Below are 23,159 nucleotides of genomic sequence, written 5' to 3' on the forward strand. Positions count from 1 at the left end.
CACCTACAAAGAAGATGGGCTATAGCCTTTATTCGCGGAATGCAGTATCGCCCTGTCCACCAGCCTCAGAGGCATGCAACAGTTCATATCCCGAACGCCAGTATTCAAGGGCCCGCTCTTGCTGTCCCTGCGCCTCTAGCGTTTGCGCCAGATGCCGATAGACCTCCGCCAGAGCGAAATCAGTCTGCGTTCCTTTCAGGCACTCAATGGCTCGTTCAAAATAGCCGACCGCTCTGGCAAGGAGCTGCTTCCGCCGCTCTCCACTCTGTTGCATGGCTTCGGCATGGACTACCTCACCGATGATCCGATATGTTACACCTTCCATATAGGGAGAGGCTCCCTTGATCTGCTCGATGATTCCCAGAGCACGTTCACAATACCGCCAGGCCGCATCCGGTCGCCCTTCAGCCAGACGCAATGTAGCCAGATTGGCACAGATCATCATAGAAAGCGCCTGCTGACCGCTCAAGCCGGTACAGATTGAAAGAGCTTCAGTATATAAATCAGCCGCTGTACTATAATCCTTTTGCAAAAAACGAATATATCCGAGGCCGTTCAGCATTCGAGCTTCCAACGTACGATTCGCTTGCTCACGATACAACTTCAGCGCGATCTCTCCATGCTCACCAGCCCGCTCATAGTCGCCCATTGCTCGATAGGTCTCGGTGAGACCATAATGAATATTGGGGACTTCATCCCTGTTTTGATAGTGCTGACACAGGCGTAGTGCCTCCATGTATTCCCGTATCGCGGCCTGATAGAGCCCCCGCATATAGAAAGCGGTAGCCAGAGAGTAGCGCCCTTGAATACGGACTCGCGGTAGGTGAATACGCCGATCGTGCAACAGTTTGAGGCAGGCTTGAAAATGGAGGGATGCATCAACAAACAGAAACAGATTGGAAGCGGCTTTCCCCAGGCAGAGCAAAAAAAACGCGATGCGCTCTCGCTCTAGCACAATCTCACTGCCTTCGGCCCTTGTTGCCTGTTCCAGTAAAGGAGAGAGCACACGCATGGCTTCATCCCACTGGCGTCGTTCCACGTAACACCAGCCAAGCAGATAGGCAAATTCTTGCTGCTGCTTCTCGCTGGCAGCTTGAATCTCCTGCTGTAGCTGTTGCAACTCATGCAAGACAACGTCGGACTGCCCTTCTTCTATTTGCAGACGAGCACGATACAACTGCATCTGCAATTTTGCATTTGATACCACGAACCGCATCTCCTCCTTACATCATATGTAAACATATGCAATTATAACACATCCATAGAAAAATGAGTAGTTTTGGAAGGATAAATAGGAAAGAAGAGAAGAAGTCTTATATGCCAATAGAAGGAGGGTAAAGAAAGTACAACGGAAAATCTTGAACCCTTACCACCGCGCCCACAAAGTGGCAAGGAGATTTCCCGTTATTCACAGTATAACGTAATCTTTTCTTTTACACAAGAACCCAGTACTTACAGGATATGCGCTTTTCCTTGCGAGACAAGTAGCTTCGTGATAGACTGTGCAAGGGGCCAGAGCGCCCACCCTCTCGATACTGTATTATAAAAGCAGGAAGAAAAAAACATTTACCCCTTTGCCCAAAAACAAGCAAAGTGGCTAGATGTGGAAGATGGAGAAACGAAATTGATGCATCTAGAAGAAGGTAATACCATCGAGAACGAGAGTGGATCCAGTAGCAGGAGATTGACAGTGCAAGGAAACCATCGCTTACATGATCGCCTCACTAATCTGCGGGTTGTCACCATCGGTGGAGGTTCGGGAACGTTTTCGGTGCTTTCGCATCTCAAAAAATATCCCCTGAACATTACTGCCATCGTGACTATGTCAGATAGTGGCGGCAGTTCACGCATGCTCATGGACGAGTTCCGTCGCCAGTTACCACTCGGAGACCTTCGCCAATCCCTTGTAGCGCTTGCCCGCAATGGAGCTCTCTGGCGCGAGGTCTTTATGCATCGCTTTGAACGTGACGATGAGGATGAAACAGAGGCAACCATTCGGCAGGGTGTCACCGGGCATAGTCTGGGTAACCTGATCATTAAAGGGCTACAGGACATCAATAACGGCGACCTGCTTCTTGCCATTGAAGACGCACAAGAACTCCTCAATACCGCAGGCAATGTTCTGCCGGTAACCTTAACTCCCACAACGCTCTGTGCAGACCTTGAAGACGGCACGACGATCTGTAGCGAAACCGAGATCGATACACGTGGCAAAAAAGACCGCGGCGACCTTTCCCCTATTCAACGTCTCCATCTTCTCCCGGAGGATGCCGCAGCCTGTCCTCAGGCTATTCGTGCGCTACGCCGGGCAGATATCATCATCATTGGCCCTGGCGACCTGTACACAAGCTTGCTCCCCAATCTGCTGGTGCGCGATGTCGCACGCGCTATTCGTGAGTCAGAGGCCGAAAAGGTATATGTCTGCAATCTGATGACCAAGCATGGTGAAACAGATGGCTACAAAGCATCTGACTTTGTCAATGTAATCCATCGTTATCTTGGAGCCCGCGTCGACCGCGTCATCGTTAATGACGGTCCCTTCTCACCCGATCTCCTCAAGATGTATTCTGAAGAGCGCAGTGAGCCCGTCCTTGTCGATCGCGCCCAGCTCAGTCGTCTGGTGCCCAACGTTGTCATCGAGCACCTCACGCTGGAAGATGACACGCTGGCCCGTCACGATGCCGATAGACTGGTGCAGGCCATCCTGAAAGACTATTTTTAACACAGCATCTGGTCACGCCAGTATTTGGCCCTCACGCGGCCTGAAGAAGCCCTTCTACGCCAAAGGTAGAAGGGCTTGTCATGCTCATCGCAATCCGTGAGCGATCTGTTCAAATTCCTCACGTGGAAAGGCTCTCAGAGTTTGCGTTCTCATGGAACCCTGAGTCATCGTTTCAAGAAGAAGGCGAGCTGCCGTCTGATCGTCGGGAGCCTCGATGATTACCACATAATCAAACTGGCCCATCACTAAATAGAAGCCTACTAACCTGCCACCAACCTCTTTTGCGGCCTCTTCAAAGGCCCTGAGACGCTCTGGCGCATCCCTGACGTCCTTCACGCTCTGCTCCGTCAAATTGACCAGAGTCACGTATGTTGGCATAGACGTTTTCCTCCACATTGAGAAAAAAGACATGCACCGTCTCGCAGAACAACGGCCATATACTCCATTGTATACGCTGGCATGCCGACAACACAAGTACCTTTTCTTTCTAATTCTTTTCTCTCATCTCAGATTTCTAACATCGGAATGGTCCTTTTCTCATTTTACCTCTTCTGGACAAAGAGCCAACCTTCACAGATTCCGGCCAGCGCTCCCGCCAGCAAGAAGATACCGCGATGCGTCATAATGCCACCCTGAAACACAAACAACCCACTGGAAAGCAGAAGATAGGTGAAGAGAGCCAGAACCGCGCCGACAAATGGTCGTGTGAACCACGTGATGACGATAAATAATGGTGGGGGAGCACTTCGATACTGGCTCAGGGTTAACAGACAACTGATACAGCCACCCAACAAACCATACATCAAGACCAGCCAGGGGACTCCCAACAGCGTAAACTCTTCATTCAAGATAGCCCGCGCAAAACCAATGCCATGCAACACTGCAAAGGTGAGTGTTAGCAGGAGCGTAAATACCAGATAGGTCGCAAATAAAGTTAACAGAGAGGAACGCCGACGCGTCGTCGCACGCGGCAACAATGGTTCCTTGCTGGCCTCCTTTTCCTGAAGCTCCTGAAAGGCTGGAAGCGGCTCTGTATCCTGCGGGGCATACTCGATCAGTGCCGTATCCAGCCTGCTTTTCTCCTCGGTGGTTGCTGTATCCTCTTCTTGCATCATATACCTCCCCAGGTACTTCATCGGTAGTTTTTGTTTACGAGCCGCCGCCGCCAGTTGCTGAACAAACGCCGTTCCCCCCGACTCCGATAGCAAAGAAAGGGGCTGCAATTGCTGACGCACGGCCTCGGCTGCAATATAGGTGATACAGGAGATATCGCGAGACCGATAGACCTCGCGCACAACGGCCTGTACGGGGCGAAACAGGGGCCGTGGAGGCGCAGCCGCATGCACCCTATCTAGCAGCGATGCTTCATCATCTACGGGCTTTGTCAGGCGTTGTGGCACACGATAGAGCACCCCCCAGACCTCCGCCTTTGCTTCAGGTCCTGGTTCAATGGTTGCCAGGGTCTTTTGTTCGTTCGGCAGGGTTCCCAATAAAATGCTATAGCCTTTCAGTACTGCGGGACCATAGAGCAGAGCCTGTCCATCCATCCGTTCGACGCTATTCAGCACGGTAGGGTCCATCTCAAGGCCATATTCAAAAAGCCAGGTGAATTGCGGTACTGTCTCAACGGGAGCGGTTGTAACGGTTGATCCCTCCTCAACCGACTCTTCTTCCTCGTCGATTTCTTCGGGCAAAGGGGGGGCAGACGGGGCCTTTGCCGGAAAGGAGGGCTGTATCTCTTCCTCGCTTGCCTCCGGCTCTTCGAGCTGCGATAGATCGTGAAGAGCAAGCTCAGAATGCAGGGTTAACGGTCTGGGAGTATTGCTTCTGATGACAGAGACGCCGGGCGCCACCTCTTCGTTCTCTTGCTCTCCCTCAGCCATGATGTCATCGGAAGCATCCTCTACTCGCTTGTGCTCGTTGCTCTGACTCTCCACTGCTTTCACCTTCTTCCACATGCACCACCTTATTTCAAGAAGTGTCAGACTATTGCTTTCTGTAGTATCAGGATACAAACAACTCCCATTTTCACCAAATCAATAGGCCAAAAGTAGTGTTGTCTCCCGCGTCACTCTCTTTCCCCACCCCTACCGTGCTCTACGGAGCCAGTTGCAACGCGAGCATCGCCTCCCCGATCTTCCGGGCATAGGTGCCAATCTCGTCCCGTTTCAGCGTTCCTTGCTCCGTAATCCAGTGGCGCACCAGGTGGGAAGGTGTCGCATCAAAGTAAAAATTGCGCACTGCAATCCCTTCAGGCGCGTCCGGCCAGACCTCCTCTGGCTCTTTTTCTTCAAGCCAGTGTTCCTCGTCGGGGTTCCAGTGGCGCGGCGTGATCTTCAATGTCTCACAGAGCACATAGAAGGGGATCTGGAGACCGTGAGCCGCCCAGCCTACCAGAGCCGTCCCGGCCTTATTCAGCACCGTGCCATCTTCCAGCACGCTATCAGCACCGACCACCACCGCCTGACAGCGTGGCAGAAAAAGAGCGGCCTGAGCATCGGTAATCAGCGTGATCTTCAGCCCGGCACACTGTAAGATTAGTGCCGTCTCACGCCCCTCAAAGTTCGGGCGCCCTTCCATCACCACCACCTCGCTGATCTGCTGCCGGCAGGCCCGCAACACATCAAGTACGGTATTGGAGATGCTGCATGTCAGCAGGCGCCCGTGCAATAAGGGAGCCGCGTGCTGCGCGATACGGGTGGTCATGCGGTCATAGTCAGAGAGCATCCTTGCAGCGGCCGCTGCGATCTCCGCGGGCGTTTTGCGTCCGACCATTAACAGGCCCATCGCCCCCGAAAGAGCCGCCATTGCCGGACGCGCCTGTGCGATTTCGCGCGCAACTTCTCGCAGCATGTAAATATGCTCTTGCTGTTCGGTAACCTTCTCCTTCGCTGCATCGTGCATAATACAAATTGCCTCACGCACTAACCAGCGTGACCCATGTTCTCTATCTGAGTACAGTTTTTTCACTCTTTGTTCAATTGCATTCATAGTACATCCCTCCTGGCAGCAAATTTATCTTTGCCGTTTTGCAACGTCATAAACAACAAAGAAACAGTTTAACATAGTCTGCGTCAGAGCATCGACTAATCGTACAACCAACAGTTGTACTTTTTCGTGCGTGTGCAGATAGCATTTCTTTTATCGTAACCGTGAGATTTAATATATTCCACAATAACTGCGTCATAAAGGTAGAGAGGGTATTCACGTACAGCATGTTTCGCCATTGGAACAAAGGAGAACACAATGCATCATACATTGTACCGGGATGATGTTCAAGCAAGGCGTGTCACCAGCACAATACAGAGCGCGCTCGCCAGGCAAGGTGTTATACAGGGTATCTCACCAAATGTCCTCGCCAGCACGCTTTGTATCTGGACACAGGCCGCATTCACCTTACGCCAGCGAGCCACCGAGCTGATCGAGAAGCCCTGCCAGGAGCATGGCATTGCGATCCAGTGCCTCGGCGAGTATCCGTTGTTTACTGGCTCAAAGCTGATTCGAGGTGCGCAAACAGATGTAGTGATTCTTCCAGCAGAAGAAGATCCGCTCCTGGCATCAGGAAAGTTCCCTGTGCCGCTTCATGCCGCTCGACGCCTTCAACTCATCAGAGAAGCCGGGGTACCACTCGACCAGATGCGGACCTACATTGCCCACGAGGTGCCACGCAACAGCGTCAGCGAGCATGGACCAATTCCACTGGAAGTCATCGCGCCGCCTGTGCCAAAGGAAGCAGCCGCCACCGCCGAACAGCTAGGCAACATCGCACATATCGCTACTACAATCGTTCTGGGCAAGCTGAAAAAGGCCTTTACTGCCGGTATTAAGGGTGCGGGCATCGCCACCACCGGGGCCGGAATCGCAACCGCAGCACTGCTTGACCCGCTGATCTTTGGCGCGTATGCCGATCAGCATGGCCTGGCCACATGGTTTGTTCTGGCACAATGGTACTGGTAAAGCAGGCTGAGCGGGAGGTATGCTTCCCGGCAGCCTGCATGCCTCCCGGGCGCTTCAATCTGACCGACCAAACTATCCAGGAGTTTTTTATGCTGCCAACACAACGACAGAGACAACAACAGGACAGGGAACCTTCCCCCTTCTCAGGAATCAGCGTACAGGACTTCATAGAGCACACGGTCATTTATGAGCACCAACCGCTTCCCTTTACGACAAAGCTCAAGCAGGGCGCACGGGCAGGAATGTTACTCTCTGTGATCTGTGCGGCCCTTCTGCTGCTTTTCCCACTGATGAAGCAGCCACTACAGAGTATATACTTCCCCTTCTTTCTGGGCTGGTTGAACAATCCGCTAACTGTCTATATGCAATGGATCTCGCAGGCGTTTCCACTCCAACTGCTCAATGGCAGCCTCTTCTGTAGCGGAATAGCGCTACTCGTAATCACCCGTAACCTGCGCCAGGGCCATTTAGGGCTTCAGTGGATTGCTTTTGCGCAGGCACTTGGTGGAAGTTTGAACATGTTGCTTATGCTCCCTTTCTTGCTGCTTCTCGTGGTGAATCTGCTGGCCTGGTTTATCGCAATCGGCCTTGCGATCATCGTCAGCCTGCTGCTGATCCGCCTGCTGGTCGCTCTGGTTGAGCAACTCTCTTGAGCAATTTATGCGATAATAAGAGAAAAGACTATAGACTGTTTTCTAGCAGCAGTCAGGGAGAACATGCTATGTTACAGCCCTCCACGCGCGAGGCCGTGATTGTTGCCGCCCTGCGCACACCGATCGGGAAACGAAATGGAAGCCTGAAAGACTGGCATCCTGTTGATCTCCTTGCTCATGTCCTTTCCGCCCTGATCGAACGCACCAACCTTGACCCAACCCTCGTTGATGACGTCATTGTAGGCTGTGTTGACCAGGTTGGAGAACAGGCATTGAATATCGGACGCAATGCAGTGCTTGCCGCGGGCTTTCCCGAAAGTGTGCCTGCAACCACCGTTGACCGTCAGTGCGGCTCAGGACAGCAGGCGGTTCATTTTGCCGCGCAGGGCATCATCAGCGGAGCATATGACGTCGCCATTGCGGCAGGGGTCGAATCAATGACTCGTGTCCCGATGGGGTCAACCTATGAGCATGGGCCAGGACAGCCATTCGGGCCGCGAATGAGTGCACGCTACACAGAAGGACTTGTCCACCAGGGCATCAGTGCGGAGTTGATCGCAGAAAAATGGGAACTCAGTCGGGCCGAACTGGATGCCTTCAGCCTCGAAAGCCATCGCCGAGCAGCACAGGCTACTGCTGAGGGGCGTTTCCGCTCACAGATTATTCCGGTTCCGCTTCAGGAGACTGGCGTTCTAATGGAACGAGATGAAGGGATTCGTACTGATACCAGTCTCGAAAAGCTGGCCGCGCTTCAGCCAGCGTTCAGGTCAGCAGGACGTATCACGGCAGGAAACTCCTCCCAGATTAGCGATGGAGCTTGCGCTCTGCTGCTAATGGAGCGAGGAGTTGCTGAGCGCCTCGGCCTCAAGCCACGAGCGCGTTTTGTCTCCTTCGCACTTGCCGGAGCTGATCCCGTGTTTATGCTGACTGCGCCCATACCTGCCACGCGCAAGGTCTTAACAAAGGCACGTATGACGCTTGAGCAAATAGACCTGTTCGAGATCAACGAGGCGTTCGCAAGTGTTGTGCTTGCCTGGCAGCATGAACTTGGGGTCGATCAGGCAAAGGTCAATGTCAACGGCGGAGCAATTGCGCTTGGGCATCCATTGGGCGCCTCGGGGGCACGTCTGACCACTGCGCTGCTTTGCGAACTGGAGCGAACGGGGCTCCGCTACGGTCTTCAGACGATCTGTGAGGGCGGAGGTATGGCCAACGCCTTGATTCTTGAACGGCTGGATTAAGCCAAAAAACGTACCCTGAGCGGTTTTCAGGGTACGTATACATTGTTCTCTCTCCTTTCCTGTCCATAGTTCTAATTGCGGTCGGGCTCCTCCTCAACCAGATCGCCAACACTGACCCCTAAGGCTCGTGAGAGCTTGACCAAAGTGCTATACGCTACGTCACGATACGGATCATGAAACAGCGCCTGTACAGTCTTGTAGTTTACATCAGCGATTCTCGATAAACGGGTCATACTGATGCTCTTGCTTTCAGCAATTTCCCTCACCTTGAGACGTATCATGTCTTCCCCCTTGAAAAACGAATATCGGTTTAAGTACGTGTAGTACGGCCTCTTAGTAAATAAAGGTAGTAACGGGAGAAGCCGACAAATGATAGTATACTCTTACTTATTTAACGTCTTAGTATATAATATTTTCCATCTATTTTTCATATTTTAAAGGAAAACATGACCATTCTCCAATATTTGCTCTTTTTACACCGGGAACGGATAAAAAAAAGAAGGGGAGCGGCTCAACAAATTCCAGTGCACCCCCTTGACATTTTTCAGAACTCTTAGGTATACTTAACAACGATACGAAACGCAAGCACCTTTTGACAATAAAATATATGCAGTAGCAATTGCTCTCATCCAGAGAGGTGGAGGGAAACGGCCCGATGAAGCCCGGCAACCCGTGTTGCAAAGTCGCATTACACAGGGTGCCAATTCCGGCGGAATGCATAATCCGCAAGATGAGGGGAGTATGCGTAGTCGCAGCACCCCTGTCAAAAGTCAGGGGTTTTTTGTTGCCCTGAACACTGCATAGAACGGAAATGACCGTGAAGAGGACGAGTAAATGCAACGGGTGGCTACAGCGAGTTGACGGTTGATGAGAAGGTCAGCGTCATACCAGCATTGAAGATGACCTCGGAGTTGCAGACTGAAAAAGCTGTATAGCTAGAGTAGGTTGAGCCGTGTGGCTACGTTACAGGCCAGCAGTGCTGTCACTTCCAGCAGGTAGAGAAAAGAGGAAGGAGAACAGCACTCACTGAGGTTGCACACCGTGAGGTGTCAACAAATCAGGGTGGTACCGCGAAGCCTAATTACCCTCGCCCCTGTGATGGGGGAGGGTTTTTTTTCACCCTTTTCCTCCTCCATAGATATTTCAGGGCGTGTCAATATATATTCGATATCGGTTCACTAGCGTTCTAGAGCCTGAATACGGTACATCCGTCTGTTCGGTTGACATACAGGAGAGCCCTTTTGAGAGGCACGCTACAGTCCAGTCGCGTGAAAGGAGAGTCGAAAACTTATGGTGGCAAAAGTTCAGATCACGCAGCCCATTTCGATCACACCGGAAACACAAAAGAAGACCTTTTCCTTTGATCGGCTATCACTCCAGCAGGGAGGAGTGCTCGGCCCGATTACGCTGGCATATGAGACATGGGGAACACTCAATGCCACAGGCACAAACGCGATTCTGATTACCCATGCGCTGACCGGTGATGCCCACGCCCATGACCCGGCTCGTCCCTATGATCCCAAAGCAGCATGGTGGAATCCATTGATAGGGCCGGGCCGCCCACTGGATACCGACCGGTATTTCATCATCTGCTCGAACGTGCTTGGCGGCTGTTATGGCAGCACCGGAGCCGCATCCATCGACCCTCGGACTGGGCGTCCGTATGGAATGCGCTTCCCGGTTATAACCATCCATGACATGGTGCGAGCACAGCGCAAACTGATCGATCATCTGGGCGTGAAACGGCTCGAACTGGTCATTGGAGGGTCTATCGGCGGTCAGCAAGCGCTCTGCTGGTCAGTACTCTACCCCGAGCTGATCTCAAAAACAGCGGTCATTGCCGCCACAGGAGCGCTGACCGCCCAGGGAATTGCCTTCAATGAAGTCGCCCGCCAGGCCATTATGGCCGATCCCGACTGGCAGTGTGGCGACTATGCACCCGGGAAAGGCCCCGCCACCGGCCTTTCGATTGCACGCATGCTGGCAATGATCACCTATCAAAGCGAGGCGTCAATGGAACACCGCTTCGGGCGCAATACGCTGAGACGCGAGGCCGTTTCTTCGCCGACCAGTCATCCCGATCTGGGTGGCCGCTTCGACGTTGAAAACTACCTCTACTATCAGGGTGAGGCGCTGGTGCGTCGCTTTGATGCGAACTGCTATCTCTATCTCAGCAGGGCAATGGATCTCTTCGACATCAGTGCTGGTTTCCCCTCGTTGGAAGCGGCATTGCGCCGAATCAGCAGCAAAATCCTGTTTGTCGGCATTACCTCGGACTTTCTCTTTCCGGCAGCTCGTGTGCAGGCTCTGGCTGATGCTGTACGCAAGCTGGGCGGTAATGCAATCTATACAGAACTTGACTCGCCTTGTGGTCATGATGCATTCTTAAAAGAATGGCAGCAGATGTCCGCAGTTATCACGCAGCTTGTTTAGCTGGTTTCTCTACTCACTCGATTGAAAAGGAGTTGACTTTCTATGGCGCTCAACAGTAATCGCAGCTATGGATTTGAAACCCTCTCTCTGCATGCAGGACAGGAGACAGCCGATAGCGCAACTAATGCCCGTGCGGTGCCCATCTATCAGACATCATCCTATGTGTTTGATAGCCCGGAACATGCGGCGAATCTCTTTTCTTTGCAGCAAAGTGGCAATATTTACACCCGCATTATGAATCCGACTCAGGATGCATTTGAGCGGCGTATTGCGGCATTAGAGGGCGGCGTTGGCGCACTGGCTACCGCCTCTGGACAGGCTGCTGAGTTGCTGGCGATTCTCAATATCGCCGAGGCGGGCGACGAAATTGTTGCCTCCGCAAGCCTCTACGGCGGGACCTACAATCTGCTGCACTACACCCTTCCCAAGTTCGGCATCACCACACGCATTGTTGATAGCCGCGACCCGGAAAACATTCGTGCTGCGATTACAGAGAAAACAAAAGCTGTCTATGCAGAAACGGTCGGCAATCCACGGCTGGACACGTTGGATATCAGCACGATCGCCGAGATCGCGCATGCCAACAAGATTCCCCTGATTATTGATAACACTATGGCGACGCCGTATCTGGTGCAGCCGCTGAAACACGGAGCGGATATCGTGATTCACTCGGCCACCAAGTTTATCGGTGGTCACGGAACCTCCATCGGTGGGGTTATTGTCGATGGCGGATCCTTCGATTGGGCCACGAGTGGGCGCTTCCCCGGCCTGACCGAGCCAGATCCCTCATATCATGGGCTGCGCTATGTCGAGGCACTGGGTCCACAGGCATACATTACGAAGGCACGTGTCCAGCTTTTACGTGACATGGGCCCGGCTGTCAGCCCGTTTAATGCCTGGCTTTTCCTGCAAGGTCTGGAAACCCTTCCGCTGCGCATGGAGCGGCATAGCCAGAACGCGCAGCGCATTGCAGAGTTTCTGGAAGAGCATCCTGCTGTCTCCTGGGTCAGCTATCCCGGCTTGAAGAGCCATCCGCAGCACGAGTTGGCGAAAAAATACTTCACGCATGGTTATGGCGCTATTCTTGGCTTTGGCATTAAAGGTGGGCTTGAAGCAGGTAAGCAGTTGATTCGCCATATTGAGCTCTTCTCGCATCTGGCAAATATTGGCGATGCCAAATCTCTGATTATTCATCCTGCCAGCACTACGCACTCACAGCTCACGCCAGAGGAGCAAGAGGCAACCGGCGTCACTCCAGACTTCATCCGTCTCTCGGTTGGCCTTGAGACCGTAGAGGATCTGATTGAGGACCTGGATCAGGCGCTCAAAGCTGCTGTAGCCGCCGCAAATGAATCGGTCAACGCGTAACGTGACACGATTCGCTTCATCGAGAGGTATCGCGGCGTATCAGCGATACCTCTTCTTTTTGTTTTCGGTTCATAGGAAAGAGTGTCCGGCAATCCCGGACCATGAAGCATTGTCAAATTGGGGTGACTTAAATGGAACATGCTGTTTGTGTTTTGAAATTCGGCGGTACATCTGTAGGAAGTGGTGAACGTATCCAACAGGTGGCCCGCGTTATCGCACAGGCGCGTCAGGAACAGGACGCTTTTCCAGTTGTCGTTGTATCAGCAATGGCAGGTATCACGGACCAGCTTCTCCGTATTGCCCGCTACGCCTGCGAAGGGCAGCAAGAGGAGATTATACGAGAGTTTAAGGAGCTGCGACAAAAACATCTCGACGCCGCAGAAGTGCTCGTCACTGATCGCAGAGCGCTTTCGGATCTGCTTGCTGAACTGACCAATACCTTTTCATCATTACAACTCGATATTAAGGCTCTGGCGCGGGTTGCCGAGCTGAATCAGGATGTCACGCTTCGTACCGCTGCGGTTGCCGCATATGGCGAGCGGCTTTCGGTCCTGCTGGTTGCCGCCGCGGTCAATGAAATAGGGATTGCTGCCGAACCTATCCGACAGGAAATTATCATTACAAGTCACCCCAAAACTGATACCACTCAGCCTTTCGGTGTGGTCATTGGCGCAAACCCTATTCCTGAAGAGACCCGGGCCAACGCGGCAAAACTGGTTCGCCCGTTGGTCGAGCGTGGGATTGTCCCCATTGCTGCTGGCTTCCTGGGCCGCACCATCACAGGCTTTGTGACCACCCTGGGACGTAACGGCTCGGACTACTCTGCCACGGTTATCGGTGCAGCACTCGACTGCACGGAAGTGACTATCTTTACCGACGTGGATGGTGTCCTTACCGCCGACCCACGCCAGGTGACGAATGCCCGCCTTCTAACACACCTTTCATATGCAGAAGCCGCCCGGCTCTCCTGGTTCGGTGCGAAGGTTCTGCATCCGCGCACGCTGATCCCGATTGCCTCACGCAATATTCCGGTCCGGGTACGCAACACATTCCGCCCGCATCTTCGCGGCACCGTGGTGGGACCGGTTGCCCCGCAGCGGAATAGCGGCGCACGTGCGATCACCGTTAAGCGTAACCTGGCCCTGATCATCATGGAGAGCACGGATATGTTCGGGGCTCAGGAGAATGCCGGTCAGGTCTTTGAGCTGGCGGCACGCGCCGATGCAGCCCCGGTTGCGATCTGTTCAACTTCGGGTCAACACCTTTCATTTCTGGTTGAGGCTGCATCTGCTGACTCGATCCTTGCACTGCTCCAACACGATATGGGACACTGGACAGTACGCTGTCGCCGCAATGTAGCGCTCTGTGCCTGCATTGGCTCCGGTTTTATGGCTGATCCGATGAGCCCGGCCCGCGCCGTCGCAGCCCTGGCACACGAGCGAATCCCGGTTATCGCTCAGGGTTCCTCCGACCTCAATATCACGCTGGTTATTGAGGAGAAGGATAGCGAGCGGGCGCTGCGAAGTCTGCATCGTGATCTGATTGCGCCTGTTATCCCGCTGGTACGCCATTCCACACAGGAAAAACGCCGCGAAGCATAAGGCTGCCAGACAAAATCAATCTTGAGTGAAATGGAGAGAATACGCACTATTATGGCATCACAGTTACAGCAACGTATTCCAGTGGCCGTTCTTGGCGCGACAGGCATGGTCGGTCAACGCTTCATCGAGCTTTTGCACAATCATCCCTGGTTTGAGCTGGTCGGGCTTGCCGCCTCAGAGCAGCATGGTGGCCGCCCCTATGGAGAAGTAGCCCGCTGGCGTCTCCCCGAAAGCGACATGCCCGCTTCTGTCGCCTCCTTGCCGGTCGTTGCCTGTCGTCCCGAAGCGCTCCCGGGCGTACGCGTTGTCTTCTCAGCGCTTCCCGGAGAGGTAGCGGGCGAGATCGAGGAGGCCTTTGCCCGAGCCGGAGTAGCGGTCTTCAGCAATGCAAAAAACCACCGCATGGCACCCGATGTGCCCCTGTTGATTCCAGAAGTCAACGCCGATCATGTCGCGGCCATTCAGGAACAGCGCCAACGCAGAGAATGGCCCGGCTTTATTATCACGAATGCGAACTGTTCGGCGACGCCGCTGGTAATGGCCCTCAAGCCACTCCAGCAGGCCTTTGGCATCAAGAAAGCCATCCTCACCACGCTACAGGCAATCTCCGGGGCAGGTTATCCCGGTCTGCCTTCCTATGACATTGTAGATAATGTGATCCCATATATCGGGGGCGAAGAAGAGAAGCTGGAACGCGAGACGCGTAAAATGCTTGGTACCTGGGAAGAGGGCCGGGGATTTGTTGATGCTCCCCTTGCTGTCAGTGCTCACTGCACCCGCGTTCCTACCCGAGAAGGACACCTGGAATGCGTCAGTATAGAGCTTGAGCGTCAGGCCACCCCCGAGGATATCATTGCAGTCTGGACAAACTATCAGCCAGAGCCACAACAGCTCAAGCTTCCTACGGCTCCCGCGCATCCGCTGATCTATCGTTATGAAGAGGATCGCCCGCAAACGGTTCGCGACCGCAATGCAGGCCGGGGTATGACAGCAACTATCGGACGCCTGCGCCCCTGCCCGATTCTCAGCTACAAGTTTGTGGTCCTGGGTCACAACACCATCCGGGGCGCGGCTGGTGGTTCGGTCCTGAATGCGGAACTCTGTGTGCAAAAAGGTTTGCTCTAGCCTCTTGCGATGAAAGGACGGCGCAAAGCATCAGGCCTTGTGCCGTCCTCTTTCTCTCGACCAGAGACGTCCCGGATACTTCCTAGTTACTTTTGCGGAGATCACCGCCATTGCTACGGGTAAAGATCGAATTCCACATCAAGAGCATCGCAGCAAATGAGCGTGGTGCATCCCCCGAGGTACGAGGCTGATACCAGTCAGGAGCGTTCAAAGCCTCACGCTGCTGAAACGCATAAACCCACGCGGCCAACCAGCCAAACCCGGCAGCATAGGGGAAGTATTGCACAAACGTTTCGGGCCCGGTATCCTTCTTCATTGCCGTGAGCAGCGAGTTCGCGAATTCCCGGCAGCGCTGCGACTGCCTTCGCCCTCGGGGTGAGAGCGTCGAATAAAGCAGGCGCATAAAGAACGCGATGGCACTAATGCCCAATAAGCCAAAGGCCAGGTGGACAACCGAACCGATCCCCTCGGTCGAGCCAACGGTCAGCCCGATCATACACCCGATCAGCGCCAGGATCAGAGAACACACACAAATCAGGCCGAAATGTCCGCGGACATATTGCCTTCGCCGATCCAGAAACCCCTTTTCTTCGAGCTCATGCAACAATGCGTCAGCGAAATATCGATATTGTTTGCTATAGGCTCGCTTCAATTGAGAAGCTTTCAGCGAGGCACCCCGCGTATATCCTTCCGGGAAAAGCATGGCAAGCACTCCCTGCTCATGCTCGCTCAACTGCTCTGGCACCTGAACGATTTCAAGTAGATAATCCGCCTGATCGGGTCGCCAGAGAACCGTTTCCTCAAGTTCCCGCACTCGTAAGATGCCCTGATTGGCCAGATGATAGAGGGCGCTCTGGGCATGATGCCAGGACGGCAACGGCGCACTCATCGCCATGATCCCTGCAATTGCCGGAGCCAGGCACTCCGGTTCCTGTATCTCTGTATCATCCAGATGAGTGCGAGCAAAGCCACCTTCTTTTCTCCAATACCAGAAGAGGGCAGCGGCCCCGAGCAAAAAAAGAAGAATGCCAGCGATGAACACAGCGATCGACCATCCTTTATCTTTTATTTTTCAACTTCCTTCATACTCTAGCGCAAGCGCCCCTGAAACGCAAAAAAAGAGAGCAGCTCACCTCATTCAAGCATGTTGTATTTTGATTAACTCAGGAAGCAGTTTCTCCGCGTTCGGTGTGCCCAGACCGGTAACGGGATCCCATCCTTGCACCGCCGGATAGCCTTCCACATCAGCCTCACGATTGGTATTGTCGCCGGTCGTTATATCATGGAAGCACTGGTTATAGGCGGGAGTCGTAGCCAGTTGATACAGAGCAGGATTGATAAAGCCGAGTGGTTTCCCGGCCATCTGGTTTGCAATGGCGATCAGGCCTGCCCACAGGGGAGCGCTGGCGCTGGTTCCACCTGCCATTGACCAGTTACCCTTGAGATAATAGGCAAGGCCGGTTGCCGGATCAGCATTAGCCGAAACATCGGGCACGCCTCGTCGGTTCTGCAACATCTGTTGTACCTGCGCGGGTAGCTTTTTCTGATATTCGGGAAGCGCGAAAATACTGCTGAAGCCACCACCACTCCCATTCCATGCCCTCTCGGTATAGCCACCAGATTTTTTGGGCAGAACCGTTGTCCCACCGACGGCAAGCCCCCAGGGATTACTGGCTGAAAAAACCGTCGTCGGCTTATCACCCAGACGTGTACTCTCCTGATCGATATAATCGGTAGCCCCGGAATCACCAGACGAGCTAAGGTAGGTAATATGATGCTCAAGTGCCCCTTTTTTCAATAATGCATCCCACTTATTGAGCTCATCGCGGGCAGCTTTATCCTGCAATGTCAGTTCAGATGCCCCCCAGCTCTGTGAGACAATATTTCCAAGCTTATGGTCAAGAATATATTGTTCTAGCTGACGATATTCCGGTAGGCCAAAAGTGCCCTGCGTTTCAGCCACCGGACTGACCAGAATAACGATCTTTGCTTCGGGAGCAATAGAATGCACAATCTGGACATCCAGCGTCGTTTCTTGCATCCAGCCATATTTATCATTATGCGGATCTTTTTCCGGCACATTGAGCGGCGAGATGACCTCTATATCGGCAGGAGGAAGGCCGAAGGTCTTGCTAAAAGCGTCTGTATCTTCTTTGATTGTTGGGCTCCCAAAGGACTCGATCAGCACAACGGTCTGCCCTTTCCCGGTATATCCCTTATCAATCAACGACTGGACACCATACACCTGCCGTAGCGTATAGGGCGTCAGACAGGTTCGCACTTCCTTGAGCCGTGCAGGACAGGAAGTGACAGGCTCAGTCGTTGCAGTTTGTGGTACTGTTGGGGTTACCAGTGGCTGCTTTGTCGGCTGTTCTCCATTGTCCCCACCACCTCCACCACAGGCAGCCAGCAGTAGCGTTAGCAGCAGGCTGAGGGAACACCAATACCGCAAAAACTCTTTTTTCATGCTTCTCCTCTCGTTATACCTGACCCACGCAGGTCATAGCGATGGTACACCAGGTCAGAAATACTCTATTGTTTCTGACCCTGCGCACATTATACCTGTTCCCCTCGTATCTGGTCAGCAGAAACAGGCTCGTTCAGGTGAAATCCCCGGAGAAAAGGAGTGTAGAGCAGCAACCGGTTTATCCTGTTCCGCCTGTTCCTCAGATTACTACTAATTGTGCCCGATTAGCATATATTTCACGTAGCAATGAGTAGCTCTGTATTTTTCCAGGGAGAGGAGTAGCAGCGTACTTTCTTTTTTGGTTAAGATCATGCTGCTCAATGTAGTTCTATAGTCCTATTTAACGGAACATAACTTGACCCCCCCGAGCTCCTTGGGTAAAGTCAGGTATAGGTGATGAAGTGCTGCAAATCGCAAAAGTATTTATTGTAATGCGAGATACTGGAGTGAAGGATATTTCGTATGTCGTCGTTGAATTTCACAAAGAATCCTGAATCACAATTACACACTGATTCTCTCTCCTCGGATGCCACAGAACAGCAAACTCCGGTAGAGCAACTGGCGTTTCCAGGGGCAGAGATGCCACCAGCATCACAGCCGCTTCCCGCTGCACCTTTGAATGCTTCGCAGATGATGGCTCCCAAAGTGACGCGCCAGCTCACTGGAGCACTAGGAGATAATGGGGTCAAACGTGACCCGGTTGTTATTAAAGGCTCCGGGAAGAAAAGTGGCGGCGTCCGCCCTCCAAAAGGTCGGCGTTTCGTTCTGCATATTGCTGCCACTCTGACGCTCGTCCTGATCATCGGCGGCGCACTGGCAACAGTCGTTCCTATCACATCTGACGCAAAGGGAGCGCCAAGCACGCTCCTCAACAGTACGCTGAACAGTTTTAACTCGAAGAATGACAAAGTGACCTTGCTCCCCGAGCAGGCAGCCACGGCGACGGCTGTAACCCAGGACGGTTATGATCCGGGGAATCAGGTCTTTGAAGGTGTTCCGACTCCTCCTCCAGGCGCTTACGGCGACGGCAACCACTTCTTTTACGGTCAATGCACCTACTGGGCGGCAATGCGCTATCACGAATTAACCGGGATCTGGGTTCCCTGGCTCGGTAATGCAGCAGACTGGGTAAGTGGAGCATATGCGTATGGCTGGCATGTCTCACAACAACCTGTCGTCGGTTCTATCCTGGTAATGATGCCGGGTGTACAGGGAGCAGGTGGCTACGGTCACGTTGCGATCGTAGAGAGTATCAATCCTGACGGAACCGTTCATACCAGCAACTGGAACTGGTATGCCGGAGGCGGCGGTTTCGCAACCCTGTCCTACTGGGATTTCTCACCCGGTCCGGGAATGTACTTCGTCTGGCACTAAAGCAAACATATGACAGGGCTACAGGTTAATTGATCTGTAGCCCTTTCTTTTTGCCTCAGTATTTCTCAAAAAGAGGTAAAAACAGAAGAGAAAGCAAGAAAGGGCTCTTCTTCAACAGACAGCGAGAAAAGGGGAGTAGCATCTTGGTCCTGGTATCCGGCTCGTTTGCTTGACGAAGGAGCTCAAAGCTGGTTTAATTCAGCAATGGACGCCTGATGTTTTTGTGAGTACATGTACACGTTTGAATGCAAGCTAGAAGAGAAAAGGGAATTCTGCATGCCGTCCTTTTATTCCACAACATCTGAAACATTCCGTCAGCAACCAGAGAACGAAACAACAGGAACCACATTGTATCAAAATGCCACACCAGAACGTCAACCAGAAGATGAAGTACTACAAAAAGATACAACCTCACTACGTCAGATCGTCATCATTCGCGGTACCGGTCGCAAGCAACCCGGACCACGCTCACCAAAGCGTCTCGTCGTGCATATCGCAGTCTCATCACCATAAAGCAGTGGCGATCAGGAACCGGCCCCCCAACAACGCAACAGATGAGCATAATGTGTCCACATACGCCGATGATAGCGCTGCTCTTGCTCGTCGTGAGCCAGCTCTAATTGTTGCCTATGATAGGCCAGCATAGCTTCAGCTCCCGCGATCGCTTTTGGTGATACCCGCATCTGCCGTACGGCCTCTGGCGGTGCGGGCTCCCACTTGGGGTTATCCCGCCAGTTGATATACGGACAATTCTTACACCGATTGGCGCAACAATAGCCACGGCGAATCAAAAATCCTCTTGTCGCAACATACAGACCATCAGAGGTTATTTCCCAATCTGCATTCTCATTTTGCAGTTTTCGCTTCAAGTTTGCTTCCATCTCCCCATATTCTCAGACAAGTTACTTCATTATGCACCATCGCGAATGGAACAGCCTTGTTTTATTGTAGCGCATTTCACATCACAGAACCACGCCTCCCCAAACGTTATTCAGATATCTCTGCTACAGCAATCCGGTAGGTAGTATACAGAAGTATAGCGAAATATACGAAGCTTTTGCTGACAGGATAGTGATATCAAAGTACTCAGGGCCATTTTGGCTATTTCCTTCTTAATTAGCAGAGCTATATCCTATACTAAGTACAGTGCAATGGATTTATTCGTTGCAACTAGAGAGGGTAGAAGGGCAATTCTACGCAACAGGCAAGTTTTCCCGGAAGTGGTTAAGGAAGATGCTCCTATGGATAAAATTACTCCGATTAATACCGGATCTATTACGTGTGAAGCAGGTGGAAAGGAGTCCATTAAATGAAATGTGAAAAAATCGAGGTGCTAGCAGATACCCCTATTTCCAAAGTAATTCAAATAGATTATAAAGGCGAACTCAGGGTTATAAAATACAACAAAGGGCCCCAATTATATGAAAGTCTGAAAATTTACATCCCCTCCAGAGGACATCACGTTGACAGGACCTATATGTATACCTTTTTCGACAATACAACACTGCTTGAGCGAGGAAAGGATTCAGACCCCGGCAATATCACTGCCGCTCCCGAATTAATCGGGCCTGATGCTAATACCCCTTCTACCTTACGCAACAAATTTCCCGGCAAGGAGTTCAAAATAAACCTTGTAGAGGATGACGGCAGATATACAGGAGAGCCGTTATATAACCGAGCAATAGAACATGGAGATATTGCACTTTATAGTTTGCTAGATGGCTTAAAATTCAACAGAAAAAATGCTCCCATCTATATAGGCGTCGTCCAATTTTACGAAACAGATACTCACATATTACTTGGGAAACATATAGTTCATCCCGATTTCAACAAGTTAAACAATGATGGATATAGATATGCCGTTCTGATGCATTATATCCCAAAAGCCAACTGGCTCAATCACTACTTGAGTCAGGAAAGCTTTGTTTTCGATATGAGCAACCTCTCCATGCTCATTCATCAGATTGCTCGCCATCACCAAGGGCTTGATCCGGCTCCAACACGATTTGGTACAATCTGGCAACTTTATTCCAAATTTCAGTCTAATCTGGGCGCTCTGAGAAGCGCACATCTGCCTATAGATATTGTCAACCCCTCTTCTTTAAATCAAATTGCAGACACAATGGAAAAAGCCCTGCGAGTGTATAAGTCCTCTTTTGAAGAACGCCAAAAGAATGGGCAAATTCGGCGCTGTCATGGGGATCTCAAAGCAAATAACCTGTTTACTCAGAATAATTCTTCAGGTTTTCGGGTATATATTATCGATGCAATTGATTTTAATGAGGACTTTTTCTACATCGATCTCCTCAGTGATCTCGCTATGTTACTGGTTGAGATCTTTTTTTATTATCCTTCATCTAACGAGCGAAGACATCATTGCATTCTTCAACTCATAGCTCAGTATTGTCAGGATAGTGGGGAAATTATGGAAAAAATATTACCCATAATTTTCTACTATCTGGTGGAAAAAGCACTCGTTCGTACATACACGAGCTATAGTTATGATCATCAATCCCCAGACGTAGTACATCGGTATTTTGACATCGCTCAATGGTATACAGGCAAACTTCATTTATATATATAAATCCAATAATTTCAGCGAGAGCGCGGGGCATTTCTCTTACTCAAACCTCAAGCGGTCAGGAAAACGCAAAGAGTAATGCCCTCCATAATGATTAGCAATAAAATCCACGCCACTGTGCTTTCGCAACTTCTTTCGCAAATGGTATAACCGTTGGGAGAGAGTTGAACGCTCTATCATTTTCCCCCAAACCTCTTTCATTAATACCTCGCTACTACAGCGCAGCGGATGCTCCATTAATACCTTGAGCAATCTGTATTCGAGCTCGGTTAATGAGAGCTGCTTTACTGACCGATTCTCCAGTGAAATACTCACACTGAAACTGGCAGTGCGTCCCAATTGTGTGGGATATTCACGGAACTGCTGCTGACGCAAGAAATGACAAAGCAGAGAACCTGGTAAATAAATGGGTTGGAAAGGATCGTAGCGCACAATGCCTTCATTGACTAAAATGTAGCGTATCTTATAATGCAGCGCCTGCCACTCGTGGGCAGAAAGCACCTCCTCTCGTTGTTTCAAGGTCAGAACAAAGTGAGCAAAGGCATCCTTCGCATCCTGCCCGCCGCTTGCCAGCGCTTCAGTAAGGCGTTTCCAGAGTCCTATAAGGAACGTTGCTACGCCGGCATTTACCTGCTCAACTAAATGCGCTCTACTTTCTGGCGGCACCTCTTTCCATTGGCCGTACATATCTGCATAAAGCTGCTTCAAATAAAAAAGCTGATAGCAGAACTGCTGTAAAAGATAGGGGTGAGATCCGGCTTGTTGTAAAATCCATTGCTGCTCTTGTAATGAGAATACCTCTTCTCCTCCTAAGCGCCGAAAAGCTTTGGCCCAAGCAGGACCAAAGCTATCAGCATCTTGAGCCAAAAAAGCCATAGCATCTTTTCTGGTAAAACACTGAAGTGGCATTGTATAAAAACGAGCAAGGTCGGCAGAGATATTTTCAAACTGGCCTTCAATATTCGCAAGAGGAAGACTTTCAATAGAAAGAATCACATTCAAGCAGGCAAACTCATCGATCAAATCAACCAGGATGCGAATAGCACCGCAATGGTTTAATAAAGCAATTCCTCGTTCCTGGGGTGATCTTGCTCCACTGCTCTCTAGCTCAGGGAATGTTATATCAGGTCGATCAAGCTTCTCAATCGAGTCCAACATCACAAAGTAGCGATCATTGGGGTATAAAAGATTCATCGTTCTCAAGAGATCCCGTATGTCTTGCACTTCTATACTCGTCGCATCGTTTGAAATATGGTGAATCTCAGACAAAGAGTTAAAACATTCTGTAACAAATGCAGGAAGCATATCCTGTACATGCTTGCATACTTCCAGAGGGGTTAAATCTATCTGCACAAAATGATATGTATCCAGAGAAAATAGATCCTGCAAAGAAGTAAGCTCTTCTTCGTGACGCCATGACCAGATATTCTCCGGCCTCCCTTGCAGATACCGAATCAGGGATGTTTTCCCGATACGAGGTGCTCCCGTTAAAATAATTGCGCTTTGTTGGGCAACAATCATTTTTTTGATATCGGTTCCTCTCCCTGATATCCTCCGTATCCGTCCTTCAGCACTACTAGAAAACGGATTCAGTAAGCCCAGCCATGTCATGCTTTGATCTACCATCTCTCACCCTT

At 51.5% G+C, this 23,159-nt stretch carries 20 protein-coding genes, 1 riboswitch and 1 other annotated feature; of the genes, 11 read left to right on the top strand and 9 right to left on the bottom strand.

The genetic code is table 11. The features are described 5' to 3' along the window. Positions 1 to 28: 28 nt before the first annotated feature. Complete coding sequence (locus EI42_RS04075) at positions 29 to 1,207, bottom strand: tetratricopeptide repeat protein (protein ID WP_170142334.1); 1,179 nt, start codon at positions 1,205 to 1,207, stop codon at positions 29 to 31. 420 nt (positions 1,208 to 1,627) lie between these two features. On the opposite strand from EI42_RS04075, the gene EI42_RS04080 reads away from it, so the two are divergent. After that, positions 1,628 to 2,722, top strand: coding sequence for a gluconeogenesis factor YvcK family protein (locus EI42_RS04080; protein WP_246046317.1), 1,095 nt, complete (start codon positions 1,628 to 1,630; stop codon positions 2,720 to 2,722). An 84-nt stretch (positions 2,723 to 2,806) separates the two neighbouring features. Here the strand turns inward: EI42_RS04080 and EI42_RS04085 are convergent, their stop codons facing one another. The 3 genes from EI42_RS04085 to EI42_RS04095 all read right to left on the bottom strand — a co-directional run bounded on the left by EI42_RS04085 (position 2,807) and on the right by EI42_RS04095 (position 5,713). After that, positions 2,807 to 3,100, bottom strand: coding sequence for a GYD domain-containing protein (locus EI42_RS04085; protein ID WP_111319062.1), 294 nt, complete (start codon positions 3,098 to 3,100; stop codon positions 2,807 to 2,809). Positions 3,101 to 3,264: 164 nt separating this feature from the next. Then, positions 3,265 to 4,680 (bottom strand): gamma-glutamylcyclotransferase family protein, encoded by a 1,416-nt coding sequence (locus tag EI42_RS04090; protein WP_111319064.1) that lies wholly within the window; start codon positions 4,678 to 4,680, stop codon positions 3,265 to 3,267. A gap of 139 nt (positions 4,681 to 4,819) precedes the next feature. Further along, complete coding sequence (locus EI42_RS04095) at positions 4,820 to 5,713, bottom strand: eIF2B alpha/beta/delta subunit family protein (protein WP_111319066.1); 894 nt, start codon at positions 5,711 to 5,713, stop codon at positions 4,820 to 4,822. A 255-nt stretch (positions 5,714 to 5,968) separates the two neighbouring features. On the opposite strand from EI42_RS04095, the gene EI42_RS04100 reads away from it, so the two are divergent. From EI42_RS04100 to EI42_RS04110, 3 genes are all read left to right on the top strand, one after another. Continuing rightward, entirely contained in the window at positions 5,969 to 6,679 is a 711-nt protein-coding gene (locus EI42_RS04100; RefSeq protein ID WP_111319068.1) for a hypothetical protein, read from the top strand. Then, positions 6,667 to 7,332: a hypothetical protein gene (locus tag EI42_RS04105; protein WP_137686114.1), complete on the top strand. Its 666-nt coding sequence runs from the start codon at positions 6,667 to 6,669 to the stop codon at positions 7,330 to 7,332. Before EI42_RS04100 ends, EI42_RS04105 begins: the two co-directional genes overlap by 13 nt. A 68-nt stretch (positions 7,333 to 7,400) precedes the next feature. Beyond that, positions 7,401 to 8,573, top strand: a complete 1,173-nt coding sequence (locus EI42_RS04110) for a thiolase family protein (RefSeq protein WP_111319072.1) — start codon at positions 7,401 to 7,403, stop codon at positions 8,571 to 8,573. 71 nt (positions 8,574 to 8,644) lie between these two features. Here the strand turns inward: EI42_RS04110 and EI42_RS04115 are convergent, their stop codons facing one another. Continuing rightward, positions 8,645 to 8,854, bottom strand: a complete 210-nt coding sequence (locus tag EI42_RS04115; RefSeq protein ID WP_111319074.1) for a helix-turn-helix domain-containing protein — start codon at positions 8,852 to 8,854, stop codon at positions 8,645 to 8,647. 341 nt (positions 8,855 to 9,195) lie between these two features. Further along, positions 9,196 to 9,310, top strand: a riboswitch (SAM riboswitch). 71 nt (positions 9,311 to 9,381) lie between these two features. Then, positions 9,382 to 9,671: a binding site (T-box leader), on the top strand. Between the two features lie 192 nt (positions 9,672 to 9,863). Here EI42_RS04115 and metX point away from each other — a divergent pair. From metX to asd, 4 genes are all read left to right on the top strand, one after another. Then, entirely contained in the window at positions 9,864 to 11,006 is a 1,143-nt protein-coding gene (gene metX, locus EI42_RS04120; protein WP_111319076.1) for a homoserine O-acetyltransferase MetX, read from the top strand. A 42-nt stretch (positions 11,007 to 11,048) separates the two neighbouring features. After that, on the top strand, positions 11,049 to 12,374 hold the full coding sequence (locus EI42_RS04125; protein WP_111319078.1) for a homocysteine synthase: 1,326 nt from the start codon (positions 11,049 to 11,051) through the stop codon (positions 12,372 to 12,374). Between the two features lie 131 nt (positions 12,375 to 12,505). After that, positions 12,506 to 13,975, top strand: a complete 1,470-nt coding sequence (locus EI42_RS04130) for an aspartate kinase (RefSeq protein WP_111319080.1) — start codon at positions 12,506 to 12,508, stop codon at positions 13,973 to 13,975. A gap of 51 nt (positions 13,976 to 14,026) precedes the next feature. Then, positions 14,027 to 15,100 carry an aspartate-semialdehyde dehydrogenase gene (asd, locus tag EI42_RS04135; protein WP_111319082.1) on the top strand — a complete coding sequence of 358 codons (1,074 nt, stop codon included), beginning with the start codon at positions 14,027 to 14,029 and terminating at the stop codon, positions 15,098 to 15,100. Positions 15,101 to 15,182: 82 nt separating this feature from the next. Here asd and EI42_RS04140 read toward each other — a convergent pair whose 3' ends face one another. Continuing rightward, complete coding sequence (locus tag EI42_RS04140; protein WP_170142335.1) at positions 15,183 to 16,142, bottom strand: DUF2207 family protein; 960 nt, start codon at positions 16,140 to 16,142, stop codon at positions 15,183 to 15,185. A gap of 96 nt (positions 16,143 to 16,238) precedes the next feature. After that, a complete protein-coding gene (locus EI42_RS04145; protein ID WP_111319086.1) occupies positions 16,239 to 17,567 on the bottom strand; it encodes a S53 family peptidase in 1,329 nt (442 codons plus the stop codon). A 462-nt stretch (positions 17,568 to 18,029) separates the two neighbouring features. On the opposite strand from EI42_RS04145, the gene EI42_RS04150 reads away from it, so the two are divergent. Further along, the gene (locus EI42_RS04150; RefSeq protein ID WP_111319088.1) at positions 18,030 to 18,941 is read left to right on the top strand and encodes a CHAP domain-containing protein; all 912 of its coding nucleotides are present in this window, start codon (positions 18,030 to 18,032) and stop codon (positions 18,939 to 18,941) included. A gap of 276 nt (positions 18,942 to 19,217) precedes the next feature. Continuing rightward, positions 19,218 to 19,454, top strand: a complete 237-nt coding sequence (locus EI42_RS04155; protein WP_111319090.1) for a hypothetical protein — start codon at positions 19,218 to 19,220, stop codon at positions 19,452 to 19,454. An 11-nt stretch (positions 19,455 to 19,465) separates the two neighbouring features. Here EI42_RS04155 and EI42_RS04160 read toward each other — a convergent pair whose 3' ends face one another. After that, positions 19,466 to 19,822, bottom strand: a complete 357-nt coding sequence (locus EI42_RS04160) for a DUF5522 domain-containing protein (protein ID WP_111319092.1) — start codon at positions 19,820 to 19,822, stop codon at positions 19,466 to 19,468. A gap of 428 nt (positions 19,823 to 20,250) precedes the next feature. Between EI42_RS04160 and EI42_RS04165 the strand changes: the two genes are divergently transcribed. Next, positions 20,251 to 21,525 carry a phosphotransferase gene (locus tag EI42_RS04165; protein WP_111319094.1) on the top strand — a complete coding sequence of 425 codons (1,275 nt, stop codon included), beginning with the start codon at positions 20,251 to 20,253 and terminating at the stop codon, positions 21,523 to 21,525. A gap of 36 nt (positions 21,526 to 21,561) precedes the next feature. Here EI42_RS04165 and EI42_RS04170 read toward each other — a convergent pair whose 3' ends face one another. Further along, positions 21,562 to 23,148 carry a winged helix-turn-helix domain-containing protein gene (locus EI42_RS04170; protein WP_111319096.1) on the bottom strand — a complete coding sequence of 529 codons (1,587 nt, stop codon included), beginning with the start codon at positions 23,146 to 23,148 and terminating at the stop codon, positions 21,562 to 21,564. Positions 23,149 to 23,159 lie beyond the last annotated feature (11 nt).

The organism is Thermosporothrix hazakensis, from assembly GCF_003253565.1.
In the GTDB taxonomy this organism is placed as follows: domain Bacteria; phylum Chloroflexota; class Ktedonobacteria; order Ktedonobacterales; family Ktedonobacteraceae; genus Thermosporothrix; species Thermosporothrix hazakensis.